Consider the following 16,792-nt stretch of genomic DNA (forward strand, 5'->3'; position numbering starts at 1 on the left):
ATGCCGTTCGGGAGGCGACGCCGTGCGACGATGCGGACCATGACCCGTCTGCACGTGCCCGTCCCCCTGCGCTGGTCGGACCTCGACGCCTACCAGCACGTCAACAACGTCGCGATGCTCCGCCTCCTGGAGGACGCGCGCATCACGGCGTTCTGGCGGCACCCGGAGGCCGCGGACGGCGAGGAGTGGCCCACCGCGGTCCTCGACACCGGCCCGCACGCCACGTCGCACACGCTGGTCGCCGGGCAGCAGATCGAGTACCTGCGGCCGCTCGCCTTCTCCCGCACCCCGGTCCGGGTGGAGATGTGGATCGGCGCGATCGGGGGCGCGAGCCTCGAGGTCTGCTACGAGGTGCACGACGGCGTCCCCGGCGGGTTCGACCGCACCGGCCCGGCGTCCGGCGGCAAGGCGTACGTCAAGGCAGCGACGACGATCGTCGTCGTCGACGCCGCGACCGGCGCCCCGCGGCGCATCGCCGACGACGAGCGCGCGGCCTGGGAGGCCTACCTCGAGGAGCCGGTGGCCTTCCGCCGCCGCGGCTGACCGCGTGGCAGTACGGATCGCGCCGAGGTAGTACGGATCGCGCCGAGGTAGTACGGATCGCGCCGAGGTAGTACGGATCGCGCCGAGGTAGTACGGATCGCGCCGAGGTAGTACCGGTACCACCTCGCGGTCAGCCGAGCAGGTCCAGCACCGCGCGCTCGGCGGCGGAACGTGTGCGCGTCGGGCCGATCGTCTCGTCGTGCTCCCACAGGTCGACCAGGCGCGGGTCGATGTACGACGCGCGGGCGACCGCCGGGGTGTTGCCGAGCTCCTCGGCGACGTCGCGCACGATCTCCGCGACCACCCGCCGCCGCGCCCGCTGCGAGCGCGGCGGCGCGCCGACGTCGGCCAGGGCGCGCGCGGCGAGCACGGTGGCGTGCCAGGTGCGGAAGTCCTTCGGCGTCGCGTCGTCGCCGAGGCGCTCCTTGACGTCGGCCTGCACGTCCGCGCTGGTGACGTCGTGCCAGTCGGCCTCGCCGTCCTCCCGCCACGCGAGCAGGTCGTCGCCCCCGCGGCGCCGCTTGAGGGTCGTGACCAGGGACGCGACCACCGGGTCCTCGACGAGGACGTCGCGCAGCTGCCCCGACTTGGCGGGGTAGCGGAAGTGCACGCTCCCGTCGCGCCGCACGGTGGCGTGCTCCTTGCGGATCGTCGCGAGTCCGTAGCTGCGGTGCTTCGCGGCGTAGACCTCCCCGCCGGCGCGGAAGTACGCGTCGTCGAGCAGCCGGAACGCGAGCGCGAGCACCCGGCGGCGGCCGACGCCGTCGCGGCCCAGGTCGCGCGTCACCCCGGCGCGGGCGGCGGGCAGGCGCCGGCCCACGTCGAGCACGTGGTCGTGCTTGCGGCGGGCGCGCCGCGCCTGCCACTCCTCGTGGTACAGGTACTGGCCGCGCCCGGCGTCGTCGCGGCCGAACGCCTGCAGGTGGCCGTCGGCGTACCGGCAGATCCACACGTCGGTCCAGGCCGGCGGCACCGCCAGGCGGGTGCACCGCGCCACCTCGGCCTCGTCGTCCAGGGGCGCGCCCTCGACGTCGAGGAACACCCAGCCGCCGCCCTTCGCGCGGCGCGAGTAGCCGGGGGAGGACGCGGAGACGCGGCGCAGTCGCACGCGCACAGTGTGCGGCGACCGCGCGCTCCCCGCAGCGCCTCGGCCCGTGGCGCCCGACGTCAGCCGGGCAGCCGGATCATGCCCTCCTGCGCGATGCTCGCCACCAGCCGGCCCTCGCGGTCGTACACGCGGGCCAGGCCCAGGCCGCGCCCGCCCTGCGCGCCCGGCGACTCCTGCACGTACAGCAGCCAGTCGTCGGCGCGCGCGTCGCGGTGGAACCACATGGCGTGGTCGAGGCTCGCCATCGGCACGGCGCCGCCGACGTCGATCCACGACCTGCCCGCCTGGCGCAGCACCGGCTCGAGCATGACCTGGTCGCACGCGAAGGCGAGCAGCGCGCGGTGCAGCAGCGGGTCGCCGGACGCGATCGCGTGCCGGGCGCGCACCCACACCTGCTGGGTGGGCTTCGGCTCCGGGTCGGGGCCCAGGTACAGCGAGCCGCCGACGTGCCGCAGGTCGAACGCCGACTCGTGCGACCAGAACTTCGCGGCCGGGTGGTCGATGCCGTGGAGCACCTCGATCGCCGACGGGACGTCCTCCGGCGCCGGGACGCCGGCCGGCACGGGCTCCGCGGCCTCGTAGCCGGGCTGGTCGGTCTGGAACGACACCGTCAGCGACAGGATCGGCTTGCCGTGCTGGATGGCGTGCGTCCGGCGCGCGCTGAACGACCGTCCGTCGCGCAGCCGCTCCACGGCGAAGTCGATCGGGGTGTCCAGGGCGCCCTCGCGCAGGAAGTAGGCGTGCAGCGAGTGGGGCAGCCGGTCGTCGTCCACCGTGCGCCCGCAGGCCAGCAGGGCCTGGGCGAGCACCTGGCCGCCGTACACGCGCCGGCCGGGGCCGGGCACGCTGTCGCCGCGCCACAGGTCGTCCTCGCCGCGCGGGCCCCAGCCGTCGACCTCGCGCAGGTCGAGCGCCGACAGCAGGCGGTCCAGGGCGTCGGGGATGCCCGCGGCGGCGGGCGTGGTGGTGGACGTCTCGCTCACACGCACTCCAGGTCGATTCGCAGGGTGGGTCGCGGGGTGTGCCGCGCGGACCGCGGCGGGGTCACTCGTCGAACGTGTTGATCATGCTGTACGCCGCGCGCTCCAGGTAGTCCCACAGCTGGGACTCGTGGATCGGCGCCAGGTCCAGCGCGTCGACGGCGGCGCGCATGTGCGCCAGCCAGCGGTCGCGGGCGTCCGGGTTGACCTTGAACGGCGCGTGCCGCATGCGCAGGCGCGGGTGGCCGCGCTGCTGGCTGTACGTCGTCGGGCCGCCCCAGTACTGCTCGAGGAACAGCGTGAGCCGCACCTTCGCCGGCCCGAGGTCCTCCTCCGGGTACATGGGGCGCAGCACCTCGTCCGTGGCGACGCCCTCGTAGAACACGTCGACGAGGCGCTCGAACGTGGCGTGCCCGCCGACGGCGTCGTAGAACGTCTCTGGCGGGGTCACGGGTGAAGTCTGGTCCGTCACCGGGCCATCCTCCCAGACACCCGCGGCGCTGCTCCTCCCGCTCGGCGCCCGGGAGCGTTACGCTGGTCACGGACCTGCAACGACGCATTCCACGGGAGGCCCCCATGACCATCGCCCCGCACAAGGCCGACGACATCCTTGCGGCGCTCGGCGGCAGCCGGAACGTCGTCGACCTCGAGCCCTGCATCACGCGGTTGCGGGTCGAGGTGAGCGACCCGGCCCTCGTGGACGACCAGGGCCTCAAGGCGTCGGGCGCGTTCGGCGTGGTGCGCTCGGGTCGCGTGGTCCAGGTCATCGTGGGCCCGGAGGCCGACGACCTCGCCGCTCAGATGGACCCCCTGCTCGTCTCCTGACTCAGCCCTCGGTCCCCTGCTCGATCACCGCCGGCTCGACGTCGGCCGGCGGCAGGAGCACGCCCGCCGCGCGCAGCTCCGCCTGCGCGCGGCGGCGCAGCTCGCGCGAGACCTCCCACTGGTCGCCCGGCCGGGTCTGCGCGTGGAGGGTGAACGACATGGTGATGTCGTAGACGGCGTCCACGCCGCGGACCGACGGCGCCTCGAGCAGCAGCGGGGCCAGCTCCGGGTCGGCCTGCACGCCGTCGGCCGCGCGGCCGAGCGCGGCCCGCACGGTGTCGAGGTCGGCGTCCAGCGGCACCCGGACCTCCGCGACGGCGCGCGACCACTGCTGCGTCATGTTGCCGGCGCGCAGGATCTCGCCGTTGCGCACGTACCAGAGCGTGCCGTCGAAGGCGCGCACCTGCGTGACGCGCAGCTGGACCTCCTCGACCGTGCCGAGCGCGCCCGAGCCCAGATCGACCACGTCGCCCACGCCGAACTGGTCCTCGACCAGCAGGAAGATGCCGGAGATGAAGTCCTTCACGAGGGCCTGGGCGCCGAAGCCCAGCGCGATGCCGACGACGCCGGCAGAGGCGACCAGCGGGCCCACGTTGACCTGGAGCTCCGCCAGGATCATCAGCGCGATGATCGTGCCGACCACGATGTTGGCCGTCGAGCGCAGCACCGACCCGACGGTGCGCGCCCGCTGCGCGCGCCGCTGGCTGGCCAGCGGGTTCGCCAGCGCGATCGCGTCCTCGACGAACGGCGTGCGCTGCAGGTAGCGGCGCCAGGCGGGGCCGCCCTCGGTGGTCGTCGTGCCCGAGCCGGTGGCGATGCGCTCGGTGACGTGGCCGATCACGCGACGCAGCAGCGCGAGGACGAGCAGCCCCACCACCAGGATGATGAGGATGTGCAGGGGCCAGCCGGTGAACCACTCCCAGAAGGACGAACCGGCGTCCGCGGCGGCCTGGATGGTGTCCTCGACGGCGGACTCGGTGGTCGTCGTGCTCGGGCTGGGCGTGGGGGCGGGGGTCACCGCCGTCGGGGCAGCGGTCCGGAGCGTGGAGATCACGGGGGTCACCCGCCCACGGTAGCGAGCGGGGGCGTCGCGGCGAAACGTCGGCGGGCGTGACGTCGTGCCGCGTGGGCGGACGCCCTGGTGGGACGGGGATGGCAGGATCGTCTCCGTGAGCAAGGACCAGCCGACCACCCCGGACGACGCCCGCGACGAGACCCCGGACGACGCCCGGGACGATACGGGCGGCACGTCCGAGGCGGCGCACGCCGACGAGCCGAGCGCCGAGCTGCGCGAGCTCGCCGAGGCGTACGGCGTGCTCGGCGAGCACCACGGCTTCGGCGGCGAGGTGGTGGTCGCCCCCTCGTCGACCCTCGTGGCCGTGCTGGGCGCGCTGGACGTGCCGGCGGGCACGCCTCAGCAGGTGACGCACAGCCTGCAGCGCGCCCGCGACGACGAGTGGCGGGCCGTCCTGCCGCCCACGGTCGTGGTGCGCGAGGGCGACGGCGCCCAGGTCCCGGTGCACGTCACCGACGGCGCCGCCGTGCACGTCTGGCTCGAGCTGGACGGCGCGGAGCCGGCGGCGCGCGAGCACGCGGTGCGCCGCCGCCGCGACCTGGAGCAGCTCGACGTCCTCGTGGAGCCGCGCTCCGTGGACGGGCGCCGCGTGGGCCGCGCGACGTTCGCGCTGCCGGACGACCTGCCGCTGGGCTGGCACTCGCTGCACGCGCTCACCGAAGGCCACGAGTCCCGCGTCACGGTCGTCGTCACCCCGCGGCGGCTGGAGCTGCCGGCAGGGCTCGAGGACGACCAGTGGTGGGGGTTCCTCCTCCAGCTCTACTCGGTGCGCTCGCGCACGTCGTGGGGTGTGGGCGACCTGGCGGACCTCGCCGACCTGGCGTGGCTGACGGCGCACCGCGCGAGGGCGGACTTCGTCGGCGTCAACCCGCTCTCGGCGACCGAGCCGGTGACCCCGGTGACCCCCTCGCCGTACCTGCCGACCAGTCGGCGGTTCCTCAGCCCGCTGTACGTGCGGGTGGAGGACATCCCGGAGACGGCGTACCTGTCGGCGGCCGACCGCTCCCTCGTCGAGTGGGCGGCCGACCCGGTGCGCGACCTCGTGGCCGATCCCGGTGCGCTGGACCGCGACGCGGTGTGGGAGGCCAAGAAGGCGGCCCTCGAGGTGGTGTTCACCGCGCCGCGGCGTGCCGCGCGCGAGGCCGCGTACCAGGAGTTCGTCGCGGAGGAGGGCGCGGGCCTGCGCGACTTCGCCACGTGGTGCGCGATCGTCGAGCACCTCGGCTCCCGTCCGCGACCGGACGAGCTCGGGGACCCGGCGTCGCCCGCGGTCGCCGCGCTGCGCGAGCAGCTCGCCGAGCGCGTGGAGTTCTACGTGTGGCTGCAGTGGGTGGCTGACGAGCAGAAGCAGACCGCCCAGCGCGTGGCCCGCGAGGCGGGGATGCGGATCGGCATCATGCACGACCTGGCCGTCGGCGCCCACCCCCAGGGCGCGGACGCGTGGGCGCACCGCGACGTGCTCGCCCGCGACGTCTCCGTGGGCGCGCCGCCGGACATGTACAACCAGCAGGGCCAGGCCTGGTCGCAGCCGCCGTGGAACCCGCGGGCCCTGGCGCGCGCGGGCTACGCGCCGTACCGCGACATGCTGCGCACGGTGCTGCGGCACGCCGGCGCGCTGCGGGTCGACCACGTGCTGGGTCTGTTCCGGCAGTGGTGGGTGCCCGAGGGGTCCTCGCCGGCCGACGGCGCGTACGTGCGCTACGACCACGAGGCGCTGCTCGGCATCCTGTGCCTGGAGGCGCACCGCGCGGGCGCCGTCGTCGTGGGGGAGGACCTCGGCGTCTTCGAGCCGTGGGTGCGCGACGAGCTCGCCGACCGCGGCGTGCTGGGCACCTCCGTGCTGTGGTTCGAGAAGGAGGACGGCCGCCCCCTGGAGCCGGAGAAGTACCGGCGCGCGTCGCTCGCGACGGTCGGCACGCACGACATGCCGCCCGCCGCCGGGTACCTCGCGGGGGAGCACGTGGACCTGCGCGAGCGCCTCGGGCTGCTCGCCGACGACGCGCAGGAGCTGCGCGCCGCCGCCCGCACCGAGCGCGACCAGGCGGTGCTGGCCCTCGCCGTGCGCGGGCTGGTCTCCGAGCACCCGTCCGAGCGCGAGATCGTGGAGGGGCTCCACCGGTACCTGCGCAAGACGCCCGCCGCCCTCGTGGGCGTGCAGCTCACCGACGCGGTCGGCGAGCGCCGCACGCAGAACCAGCCCGGCACCGACCAGGAGTACCCGAACTGGAAGGTGCCGCTGGCCGACGGGTCGGGCAACGTCGTCCTGGTCGACGACCTCTTCGACAACGCCCGCCTGATCTCCCTGGTGCACGCCGTCCGCACCGCGAGATAGAGAACCTTCCGCCTGAGATAGAGAACTGTTCGGCTCGAGATAGAGAACCTCCCGCTCGAGATAGAGACCTGTGTCGGACGAGAGTGAAACCTGACGCAGTCCACAGGCGAGCGGCCCGGCAGGCTGTCCACAGATCCGCCCTGCGGCGGCCTGCTCTGACAACCGGTGCCCCATCGTGGGCCGATGGAACTCGCCCGCCCGGCTCCGCCGCCGCTCGTACCGCCCACGCTCCCCAGGCTCCTGACCGCGCGGAGCATCCCCGACGCCGAACGCATCGCGGACCTGGAGGACGAGCTGGTGCGGGTGCGTCCCGGCCTCTTCACGACGACGGACCCGGCGTCGCCGGTCGCGATCGCGCAGCGCGACGTCCTGCTCGCCCGGATCGCCGCTGCCCGCGCCCACCTCGACAGCGAGTATTGGTTCAGCCTCGACTCCGCGGCGGCCCTGCACGGGCTCTGGACCTACCGGCTCTCGCGCCGTGTGCACCTCACGCAGCTGTACCCGCCACAGGTCCGCCGCGAGGACGACTCGTGGGACCACCGTTTCCACCTGACGCGCCACTGGACGGCGCTGCCGCTGCGGGACCGCACGCTCGTCAACGGCGTCCCCGTCACGACGATCGAACGGACCGCCGCGGACTGCGCGCGGCTGCTGTCACTGCCGGCGGCGCTCGTGGTGATGGACTGCGCGCTGCACCACCGGGCGGACCGTGAGCTCATCGCCCGCATCATCGACGAGTCGCGGGGTAAGCGCGGCGTCGTGCAGGCACGCCGCGTGCTCTCCCTGGCCGATGCTGGCTCCGAGTCACCGGGCGAGAGCCTCACCCGTCTGGCCGTGATCGACTGCGGGCTGCCCCGACCGTCGACGCAGATCCCGGTGGAGACCACGCTCGGAACCAAGTGGATCGACCTGGGTTGGGAAGAACCCAAGGTCGGGATCGAGTTCGACGGCGAGGTCAAGTACACCGATCTCGCCGATGGCGACCCGGACGCCGTGCGACGTCGTGAGCGCGAGCGTCACGAGGCGATTGAGGCCGAGGGCTGGAACCTCGTGCGCAACGCGTGGCCCGACATCGACGCGCCGCACGGCTTCGACGTCCGCGTCCGGCGTGCAATCGCGGGGAGGTGGCGCCTTCTGCCCGACCGTGACGACTGACCGAAAGACCGTCGTCCGGGACGCCGATGCCCCTCGAGACCTGGTCTCGAGGGGCATCGGCATGTCCGGTCGAGATCTCGCGGACCTCGCCTCTCTGTCCCGCAGCTCCCGCGTCTCTATCTCGGCGGGGCGGTTCTCTATCTCGCGGTCAGGCGTCGACGGCCTGGGCGGCGAGCGCGCGCTCGGTGCCGGCGAGCTGCTCCACGACCATGCGGCGCAGGGCCGCGGGGGCGTCGGCGTTCGCGTCCAGCCAGCCGCGCACGGCGTCGCGCAGCGCGGCCGACGCGAGCGGCGCCGGGTAGAGCCCCTCGATGAGCTCCTCCGCGATGTGGTAGCTGCGCGTGGTCCAGATCGGCAGCAGCGCGTCGACGTAGCGGGCGGCGAACGGCTCGAGCACGGCCGGGTCCGTCACGTGCACGAAACCGGCGGCCGTGGAGCGGATGATCGCGTTCGGCACGTCCGCCCGGTCGACGACGGACGCGAACGCGGCCTCCTTGCCCGCGACGGTCGGCGTCGCCGCACGCGCTCGGGCGGCCGCCTGCCGGCCGGTGGCCGTGTCGTCCTGCGCGAGGGCCGCGTCGATCTCGGCCTCGTCGGCCGCGCCGAGCAGCACGAGGCTCTCCAGCAGCTCCCACCGCAGGTCGGTGTCCACGGTGAGCCCGTCGAGCGCGACCGTGCCGTCGAGCAGGCCCCGCAGCGGGGCGACGTGGTCCGGCGTCGACGCGAGCTGCGCGAGGAACTTCACCAGCTGCAGCTGCAGGTCGGAGCCCGCGGCCGCCTCCTGCGCGAGGCCCCAGAGCCGGTCGCCGATCCGCGCCAGCGCGGCGGCGCGACGCTCGGGCGCCACGTACGAGCGGGCGGCCAGGCCGAGCTGGTTCAGCGTGGTGCGGACCGTCGTCGACTCCGTCTCGGCGGCGATGTTGCCGAGCACGAGGTCCACGTACGACGACGCCGGCGTCTCGCCGTCGCGCACGGCGTCCCACACGGAGCCCCACACGAGGGACCGGGCCAGCGGGTCGGAGATCCGCGACAGGTGCTCCACGGCCGCCGCGAGCGACGCCTCGTCGAGGCGGATCTTCGCGTACGCGAGGTCCTCGTCGTTGAGCAGCACGAGGGCCGGGCGCTCGCGGCCGACCAGGTCCGCGACCTCGGTGCGCTCGCCGTCGACGTCGATGACCACCTGGTGCGTGCGGGTCAGCACCCCGTCGACGATGTCGTAGAAGCCGATCCCGAGCCGGTGCGGGCGGATGGTCGGGTAGTCGGCCGGGGCCGACTGCAGCACCGCGAAGCCGGTGATGCGGCCCTCGGCGTCCACCTCGATCTCGGGGCGCAGGGTGTTCACGCCGGCCGTCTCGAGCCAGGCCTTCGACCAGGCGGTCAGGTCGCGGCCGCTGGTGGCCTCGAGCTCGACCAGCAGGTCGCTCAGCTCGGTGTTGGACCAGGCGTGCTTGCGGAAGTACGCGGAGACGCCGGACAGGAACTCGTCCCGCCCGACCCACGCCGCGAGCTGCTTGAGCACGGACGCGCCCTTGGCGTACGTGATGCCGTCGAAGTTGACCTGCACGTCCTCGAGGTCGCGGATCTCGGCGACGATCGGGTGCGTGGAGGGCAGCTGGTCCTGCCGGTAGGCCCACGTCTTCTCCATCGCGGAGAACGTGGTCCAGGCGGCCTCCCACTCGGTGGCCTCGGCGGTCGCGAGCGTGGACGCGTACTCCGCGAACGACTCGTTGAGCCAGAGGTCGTTCCACCACTTCATGGTGACCAGGTCGCCGAACCACATGTGGGCCAGCTCGTGCAGGATCGTCACGACGCGGCGCTCGCGGACGGCGTCGGTCACCTGGGAGCGGAAGACGTACGACTCGGTGAAGGTGACGCAGCCCGGGTTCTCCATCGCGCCCATGTTGTACTCGGGCACGAAGAGCTGGTCGTACTTGTCGAACGGGTACGGCACGCCGAACGTCGACTCGTAGAACTCGAAGCCCTTGCGGGTGGTCTCCATGATGTAGACCGCGTCCAGGTGCTCGGCGAGCGAGGAGCGGCAGAAGACGCCGAGCGGGATCGTGCGGCCGTCGGAGGACGTCAGCTCGCCCCGCTGCACGGCGTAGGGGCCGGCGACGAGGGCCACGAGGTAGGACGAGATGCGCGGCGTCGGCTCGAACGTCCAGGTCGCGGCCGGGACGTCGGCGTCCGTCGCGTGCGTGGCCGGCGTCGGCTCCGGCGTCGGCTGGTTCGAGACGACCTGCCAGGCCGCGGGCGCCGTGACGGTCACCTGGTAGGGCGCCTTGAGGTCGGGCTGCTCGAAGGTCGCGAAGACGCGGCGGGCGTCCGGCACCTCGAACTGGGTGTAGAGGTAGACCTCGCCGTCCACCGGGTCGACGAAGCGGTGCAGGCCCTCGCCGGTGTTCATGTAGGCGCAGTCGGCGACGACGCGCAGCTCGTTCGTCGCGGCCAGGCCGGTCAGGGCGATGCGCGAGTCGGCGAACACCTCGGCCGGGTCCAGGGCGACGCCGTTGAGCACGACCTCGCGCACCGACGGCGCGACCAGGTCGACGAACGTGCTCGCGCCGGGGGTGGCGGAGAACCGGATGACGGTGGTGGACGCGAACGTGGTCGGTCCGGTGGTGAGGTCGAGGTCGACGGCGTACGACTCGACGTCGGTGACGACGTCGGCGCGCTCGATCGCCTCGGCGCGGGTGAGGTTCTCTCCGGGCACGGGTTCTCCCTTGTCTCCAGGTGGTGCAGCGCGTGATGGGCGCGCAGGCTCGCGCACGATGATGCCACCTCGGGCCTGCCGGGACGCACGGGATTCCCGGCCTCGGCCGCGCACGGGGCGGGGGCGGGTTCGACCGCCGAGACCCGATCGTGACATCCTGCCCGGTGCGTCGCCGCCGTGCGGGTCCCCGCCACCCGGCGCACGACGCCCGAGGAGTGACTGGAGGGAGTCCAGATGTCCGGCACCGTTCCGCCGCCCCCGCCGGGGTCCGACGGCAGGCCGTCGAGTGTGCCGCCGGCAGTGCCGCCGACGTCGCCGGCCACCGGGGTGCGCCGCGTCGCGTCCGCGTACCAGCGCCCGGTCGGCGCCGACCCGGTGGCCGAGGTGCCGCTGCAGCAGGTCACGGCGCCCGCGCCCGCCACGCCCCCCGCGGGGGCGGCGACGGTGCACGCCCCCGTGCCCCCGCCCCCGGACGCCGGGGCCACGGCGCCGCAGGTGTCGCAGCAGCAGGCCGCGTACCCGCCGGCCGCCCAGCACACCCAGCAGCTGCCGCCGGCCTACGCGGCACAGCCGGCCTACGCGGCACAGCCGGCCTACGCGGCACAGCCTGCCTACGCGGCACAGCCGGCGCACGCGCCCCAGCCCGCCTACGCGCCCCAGCCCGCCTACGCCGCGGCCCCGGTCCCTGCCGTGGAGGCGACGCAGGTGCACCCGCCGTACGCGCAGCCTGCGCCGCAGGCCGCGGCCGGGTACGCGGCTCCGGCGGGGTACGCCGCGCCGGCGGCGGTCGGCGCGCCACCGCCCCCGCCCGCCGCGCCGCGCCGACGACGTCGGCTCTCGGCCGGATGGATCGCGTTCATCGCGGTCGACGTGGTGCTCATCGTGACGATGGTGGTGCTCGCCGTGCAGATGTTCGGCGCGCCGTCGCCCACCGCTCCGCAGGCGGGCGGCGCCCCCGTGGCATCGCAGGAGCCGTCGGCATCCGCGTCCGAGGAGGCGCCGATGCAGGGCGAGGTGCTCGCGCGGTTCGCGGCCCCGTCGAAGAACATCACGTGCTCGATCTACGACGACGGCGTCTCCTGCGGGATCGCCCAGCTCAACCAGCAGCCGGCCCCGATGGAGGGCTGCGACGGGACCACCGGGTACGTGGTGACGGTCGACGGCGAGGGGAAGGTCGCGCAGCCGTGCGTCCCGAAGGACCAGCAGCCGAAGGCCGCCGGGGACGACGCCGACGTCCTGGAGTACGGCGACTCGATCACCGAGGGCGACTACACCTGCACCAGCGAGGACACGGGCATGTCGTGCACGCACGACCCCACCGGCAACGGCTTCTCCCTCGCCCGGGCGGGCATCGGCACCAGCTGACCCCGCCGGCCCCGGCCCGGTCCTGAGACGACCCCCGACGCGGCGAGGCCGCCGACCGTCCTCCGGTCGGCGGCCTCGCCGCGTCAGGACGTCCGGCAGGTCACCAGATGCGCACGCGCTCCTCGGGGGCGAGCCACAGGGCGTCGTCGGGGCCCACGCCGTAGGTGGCGTGGAACTCGTCGATGTTGCGGATCACGCCGTTGCAGCGGAACTCGTTGGGGGAGTGCGGGTCCGTGGCGATGCGCCGCACCACCTCCTCGTCGCGACCCTTGGACTGCCACACCTGCGCCCAGCCGAGGAAGACGCGCTCCAGACCGGTGAGGCCGTCGACGACGGGCGCGTCGTCCAGCGTCGTGCCGAGCGCGATGCGGTACGCCTTGATCGCGATGGACAGCCCGCCGAGGTCGCCGATGTTCTCGCCGATGGTCAGCGCGCCGTTGACGTGCGGTCCGTCCGCGGCCAGCTGCGCCGGGCGGAAGGCGTCGTACTGCGCGATGAGGGCCTGGGTGCGCTTCTCGAACTCGGTGCGGTCCGTCTCGGTCCACCAGTCCTCGAGGCGGCCGTCGCCGTCGTACTTGGAGCCCTGGTCGTCGAAGCCGTGGCCGATCTCGTGCCCGATGACGCCGCCGATGCCGCCGTAGTTCACGGCGTCGTCGGCCTCGGGGTCGAAGAACGGCGGCTGCAGGATCGCCGCCGGGAAGACGATCTCGTTCATGCCCGGGTTGTAGTAGGCGTTGACCGTCTGCGGCGTCATGAACCACTCGTCGCGGTCGATCGGGCGCCCGATCTTGCCGAGCTCGTGGTCCTGCTCGAACGCGTGCGCGCGACGCACGTTGCCGACCAGGTCGCCGGCGTCGACCTCGAGGGCGGCGTAGTCGCGCCACTTCACCGGGTAGCCCACCTTGGGCGTGAACCGCTCCAGCTTGGCGAGCGCCTTCACCTTCGTCTCGGGCGTCATCCAGTCCAGCGCCTCGATGGACTCGCGGTACGCGGCCACGAGGTTCGCGACGAGCGTGTCCATCCGCTCCTTGTGCTCCGGCGGGAAGTGGCGGGCCACGTACTGCTCGCCCACGGCCTCGCCGAGCGCCCGCTCGACGAGCGCGACGCCGCGCTTCCAGCGGTCGCGCACCTCCTGGGCGCCCGACAGCGTGCGGCCGTAGAAGTCGAAGTTGGCGTCGACGGTGGCGTCGTCCAGGTAGGCCGCGCGGGCGGTGACGAGGTGGTAGGCGGCCCAGAGCCTCCAGTCGGAGAGCGGCTCGGTCCGCCACAGCTCGGCGAAGCCGGTCGCGAACGACGGCTCCCGCACCACCAGGGCGTCCAGCGAGCCGGCGGGCGCGCCGAGCGCCGCCGCCCACGCCCGCCAGTCGAAGCCGGGCGCCCGCTCGACGAGGTCGGCGAGCGTCATCGGGTTGTAGGTGAGGTCGGCGTCGCGGTCGCGCACCACGTCCCAGTGGTGGGCGGCGAGCTTCGTCTCGAGGGCGAGCACGCGCTGCGCGGCGTCCTCGGGGTCGGCGCCCCACCCGGAGGTGGCGCTGACGCCCGCGATGCGCAGCATGCGTGCGAGGTGCGGCAGGTACTTGTCGCGGACGGGCGCGTACTGGTCCTCGCGGTAGTACGCCTCGTCGGGCAGGCCGAGGCCGCCCTGCACGAGGTAGGTCACGTAGGTCTCGGGGTCCTTGGCGTCGTTGTCGACGTAGAAGGCGACGGCGCCGCCCCCGCCCGTGCGCTGCAGGGCGCCGAGCACGTCGACCAGCTCGGCGGGCGACGTCGCCGCGGCGATCTGCCCCAGCTCTGCGGCGATCGGCTCCGTGCCGAGCTGCTGGACGCGGTCGGCGTCGAGGAAGCTCGCGTACAGCGCGCCGATCTTCGCGGGGGTGGACGCGGGGTCGAGGTCGTCGGTGGCGGCGAGGTCGGTGATGATCTCCCGCACGCGCTCCTCCGACAGGTCGTGCAGCGCGCGGAACGCGCCGTCCATGGCGCGGTCGGCGGGGATCTCGTGCTGGGCGATCCAGCGCCCGTTGACGTGGCGGTACAGGTCGTCCTGCGGTCGGACGGCCTGGTCGAGGGCGCTGAGGTCGATGCCGGACCGCAGCCCGGTGGCGTCGGCAGTCATGGCGTCACCCTACGGCGCGCCGCCCACGTGCGGCGCGGGTCGAACCCCGCGGGCGACCTGGGGGAGAATGTGGTCATGCGTCTGCACATCGCCGCCGATCACGCCGGCTACGAGCTCAAGACCCACCTCGTCGACCACCTGCGCGCCGCCGGGCACGACGTCGTCGACCACGGCGCCCACGAGTACGACCCGCAGGACGACTACCCGGCCTTCTGCATCGCCGCGGGCGAGGCCGTCGTCGCGGAGCCCGGCTCGCTCGGCATCGTCATCGGGGGCTCGGGCAACGGGGAGCAGATCGCGGCGAACAAGGTCGTCGGCGTGCGCGCCGTGCTGGCCTGGTCGCTGGAGACGGCGACGCTCGGTCGTCAGCACAACGACGCCAACGTCATCGCCGTGGGCGGCCGGATGCACAGCGTCGACGAGGCGACGTCGTTCGTCGAGGCGTTCGTCGCGGAGCCCTTCAGCGGCGACGCCCGCCACCAGCGCCGCATCGACAAGCTGGCCGCGTACGAGGCGTCGCACGACGTCTCCGCCATCGCCTGACCCGACCGCCCGACGTGCCAGAGGGTCACACCGTCCACCGCCTCGCGCGGGCCCTGGGCGGGCTGTTCGGCGGCGAGACGCTCGCCGTGTCCAGCCCGCAGGGCCGGTTCGCGGGCGGCGCCGCGCTGCTCGACGGCCGCCGGCTGGTGGCCGCGGAGGCGTGGGGCAAGCAGCTCTTCTGCGGCTTCGCGCCCGACCTGTCGGACGCCTGGCCCACCGGGGTGGACGGTACGTCTGACAGGGCGGGAGACGTGCGCTGGCTGCGGGTGCACCTGGGGCTGTACGGGGCGTGGTCGTTCGCCGGCGACGGCAGCGCCGACGTGGTGCACGCGATCGGCGCGCCGCGCCGTCGCATCGGGGAGCGCGAGTCGACGCCGGCCGACGGAGGCGACGCGGGTGTCGCCGTCGACGCCGCGGGGGAGTGGGCGCCGCCCGCCCCGCGCGGCGCCGTCCGGCTCCGGCTGCTGGGCGCGCACGCCGTCGCCGACCTCACCGGGCCGACGGCGTGCGAGGTGCTCACCGGCGCGGAGAAGGCCGCCGTCGAGGCGAGGCTCGGGCCGGACCCCGTCCGCCACGGAGGTGACGCGGCCCGCACGGCGTTCGTCGAGCGCGTGCGGCGCTCGCGCGTGACGGTCGGCCAGCAGCTCATGGACCAGGCGGTGATCGCCGGCGTCGGCAACATCTACCGGGCCGAGGCGCTGTTCCGTGCCGGCGTGGACCCGCTGCGCCCGGGCCGCGACGTGCCGGCGGCGGTGCTCGCCGCGGTCTGGGACGACCTGGTCGTGCTCATGCGCGACGGCGCCGACCGCGGGGCGATCGTCACCACCCGGCCCGAGCACCGGGTGGCGGACGGCGGCGGCCGGGTCACCCGGCAGAACACCGACGGCGACGCCGACGCCGTGCCCCGGGACGCGTCGTTCTACGTGTACCACCGCGACGGCCTGCCGTGCCGCGTCTGCGGTGCCCCGGTGCTCACCAAGGAGCTCGCCGGTCGCAACCTCTTCTGGTGCGGCGTCTGTCAGGTCTGAGGACCCGGCACCGGATCCAGCACCGTCGCCAGGTGCCGGCCCGGTGCCTCGCCCCAGTCCGCCCACTCGGCCTCGGTGGCCTCGGCCAGCGCGCCGCACCACGTCCAGGCGCGGTTGACGGCGTGCGTGACGCCGGCCGCGCGTCGCAGGTCGTCCCACGCCGGGGCGTCGTCCGCCGCGCCCACCGGGGGCAGGCCCCGCGCGGCGCACCAGACGTCCCACGCGCGGCGGTACGCCCGCTCGACGGGTTCCCAGTCGGCGCCCCCGTCGCGGGCGACCGCGGACGACACCTCGAGCACCTCGAGCGGGTGCGCCCACTGCGCGTCGCCGAGGTCGAACACGCGCAAGGCGCCGTCGACCTCGAAGACGTTGCCCGGGTGCAGGTCGCCGTGCTGCAGGCTGCTCGGCAGAGGGCTCGCCGCCAGGGTCGCGGCCGCCGCGGCCACCACGTCGCGGGCCGTGTGGAGGCGCTCGAGCGTGCGCTGGTCCGGCCGGGCGGGGTGGCCGGCCGGGACGCCCTGCAGCAGGGCGAGGACCGCGTCGAACCGGGCCGGCACCGTGCCGGGGGAGCAGTCGGGGAGTCCGGTGGCACGCAGGGCGTCGCGGTGCCCGAGGAGCTCCTGCTGCAGGTGCGCGGATCGCGTCAGCAGCGCGTCCCAGTCGGACCCGGTGGGCTCCCGGCGGTCGCGGAGCGTGGCGCCGCGGTCGGCCGTGAGCATCCACCCGCGGTCGGCATCGACGGCGGCCGGGGCGTCCGCGGCGTCGGGGGCGACCTCGGCCAGCAGCGCCTGCAGTGCGGGCTCGAAGGACGACGAGCGGCAGGTGGCCTTGAACCAGTACCGGCCCGAGTCCGTGGCGACGACGAGCTGCGTGGACCACGGCCGCACGCGCGGCTGCTCGGGCGGGGCGAGGACGCGCACGCCGCGGCGGGCGAGGACGGCGGTGATCCAGGCCGTGGCCTCGGCGCGCCAGGCGTCCGACGTGACCGTGTCCGAGAACGCCGCCGCCACGG

The 16,792-nt window shown here is 74.4% G+C and carries 14 protein-coding genes; 7 read left to right on the top strand and 7 right to left on the bottom strand.

Annotated features, from left to right (window positions below; genetic code table 11):
- The first annotated feature begins 39 nt into the window (after positions 1-39).
- Complete coding sequence (locus ACH443_RS04420; protein WP_429762391.1) at positions 40-543, top strand: acyl-CoA thioesterase; 504 nt, start codon at positions 40-42, stop codon at positions 541-543.
- Positions 544-673: 130 nt separating this feature from the next.
- Here ACH443_RS04420 and ACH443_RS04425 read toward each other — a convergent pair whose 3' ends face one another.
- The 3 genes from ACH443_RS04425 to ACH443_RS04435 all read right to left on the bottom strand — a co-directional run bounded on the left by ACH443_RS04425 (position 674) and on the right by ACH443_RS04435 (position 3,082).
- Positions 674-1,651 (bottom strand): DNA topoisomerase IB, encoded by a 978-nt coding sequence (locus ACH443_RS04425; RefSeq protein ID WP_430589566.1) that lies wholly within the window; start codon positions 1,649-1,651, stop codon positions 674-676.
- 59 nt (positions 1,652-1,710) lie between these two features.
- The gene (locus tag ACH443_RS04430; protein WP_430589567.1) at positions 1,711-2,634 is read right to left on the bottom strand and encodes an acyl-CoA thioesterase; all 924 of its coding nucleotides are present in this window, start codon (positions 2,632-2,634) and stop codon (positions 1,711-1,713) included.
- 61 nt (positions 2,635-2,695) lie between these two features.
- Complete coding sequence (locus tag ACH443_RS04435) at positions 2,696-3,082, bottom strand: globin (protein WP_430589568.1); 387 nt, start codon at positions 3,080-3,082, stop codon at positions 2,696-2,698.
- Between the two features lie 125 nt (positions 3,083-3,207).
- Here ACH443_RS04435 and ACH443_RS04440 point away from each other — a divergent pair, with 125 nt between their 5' ends.
- Complete coding sequence (locus tag ACH443_RS04440) at positions 3,208-3,456, top strand: glucose PTS transporter subunit EIIB (protein WP_429762387.1); 249 nt, start codon at positions 3,208-3,210, stop codon at positions 3,454-3,456.
- Between the two features lies 1 nt (position 3,457).
- Here ACH443_RS04440 and ACH443_RS04445 read toward each other — a convergent pair whose 3' ends face one another.
- Entirely contained in the window at positions 3,458-4,519 is a 1,062-nt protein-coding gene (locus ACH443_RS04445) for a mechanosensitive ion channel family protein (protein WP_430589569.1), read from the bottom strand.
- 250 nt (positions 4,520-4,769) lie between these two features.
- On the opposite strand from ACH443_RS04445, the gene malQ reads away from it, so the two are divergent.
- Positions 4,770-6,863 carry a 4-alpha-glucanotransferase gene (gene malQ / locus ACH443_RS04450; protein WP_429762687.1) on the top strand — a complete coding sequence of 698 codons (2,094 nt, stop codon included), beginning with the start codon at positions 4,770-4,772 and terminating at the stop codon, positions 6,861-6,863.
- Positions 6,864-7,046: 183 nt separating this feature from the next.
- Positions 7,047-8,018, top strand: a complete 972-nt coding sequence (locus ACH443_RS04455; protein ID WP_430589570.1) for a hypothetical protein — start codon at positions 7,047-7,049, stop codon at positions 8,016-8,018.
- Between the two features lie 148 nt (positions 8,019-8,166).
- Here ACH443_RS04455 and pepN read toward each other — a convergent pair whose 3' ends face one another.
- Positions 8,167-10,731 (bottom strand): aminopeptidase N, encoded by a 2,565-nt coding sequence (gene pepN / locus ACH443_RS04460; RefSeq protein ID WP_430589571.1) that lies wholly within the window; start codon positions 10,729-10,731, stop codon positions 8,167-8,169.
- 300 nt (positions 10,732-11,031) lie between these two features.
- On the opposite strand from pepN, the gene ACH443_RS04465 reads away from it, so the two are divergent.
- A complete protein-coding gene (locus ACH443_RS04465) occupies positions 11,032-12,096 on the top strand; it encodes a hypothetical protein (RefSeq protein ID WP_430589572.1) in 1,065 nt (354 codons plus the stop codon).
- A gap of 100 nt (positions 12,097-12,196) precedes the next feature.
- On the opposite strand, the gene ACH443_RS04470 is transcribed toward ACH443_RS04465, so the two are convergent.
- A complete protein-coding gene (locus ACH443_RS04470) occupies positions 12,197-14,209 on the bottom strand; it encodes a M13 family metallopeptidase (RefSeq protein WP_430589573.1) in 2,013 nt (670 codons plus the stop codon).
- A 75-nt stretch (positions 14,210-14,284) separates the two neighbouring features.
- Between ACH443_RS04470 and ACH443_RS04475 the strand changes: the two genes are divergently transcribed.
- Both ACH443_RS04475 and ACH443_RS04480 read left to right on the top strand, forming a co-directional pair.
- A complete protein-coding gene (locus ACH443_RS04475) occupies positions 14,285-14,752 on the top strand; it encodes a ribose-5-phosphate isomerase (protein ID WP_430589574.1) in 468 nt (155 codons plus the stop codon).
- A gap of 14 nt (positions 14,753-14,766) precedes the next feature.
- The gene (locus ACH443_RS04480; RefSeq protein WP_430589575.1) at positions 14,767-15,780 is read left to right on the top strand and encodes an Fpg/Nei family DNA glycosylase; all 1,014 of its coding nucleotides are present in this window, start codon (positions 14,767-14,769) and stop codon (positions 15,778-15,780) included.
- Here ACH443_RS04480 and ACH443_RS04485 read toward each other — a convergent pair.
- Complete coding sequence (locus ACH443_RS04485; protein WP_430589576.1) at positions 15,771-16,790, bottom strand: hypothetical protein; 1,020 nt, start codon at positions 16,788-16,790, stop codon at positions 15,771-15,773. The two genes, ACH443_RS04480 and ACH443_RS04485, sit on opposite strands and share 10 nt — an antisense overlap.
- Positions 16,791-16,792: the final 2 nt, after the last annotated feature.

Origin of the sequence: Isoptericola sp. NPDC019571, from assembly GCF_044389385.1 — a bacterium.
Classification (GTDB): Bacteria; Actinomycetota; Actinomycetes; order Actinomycetales; family Cellulomonadaceae; genus Isoptericola; species Isoptericola nanjingensis.

Coding starts and splice junctions, on each gene's coding strand:
- ACH443_RS04455 (WP_430589570.1), top strand. CDS start 7,047: ATGGAACTCGCCCGCCCGGCTCCGCCGCCGCTCGTACCGCCCACGCTC.
- ACH443_RS04440 (WP_429762387.1), top strand. CDS start 3,208: ATGACCATCGCCCCGCACAAGGCCGACGACATCCTTGCGGCGCTCGGC.
- ACH443_RS04475 (WP_430589574.1), top strand. CDS start 14,285: ATGCGTCTGCACATCGCCGCCGATCACGCCGGCTACGAGCTCAAGACC.
- ACH443_RS04420 (WP_429762391.1), top strand. CDS start 40: ATGACCCGTCTGCACGTGCCCGTCCCCCTGCGCTGGTCGGACCTCGAC.
- ACH443_RS04470 (WP_430589573.1), bottom strand. CDS start 14,209: ATGACTGCCGACGCCACCGGGCTGCGGTCCGGCATCGACCTCAGCGCC.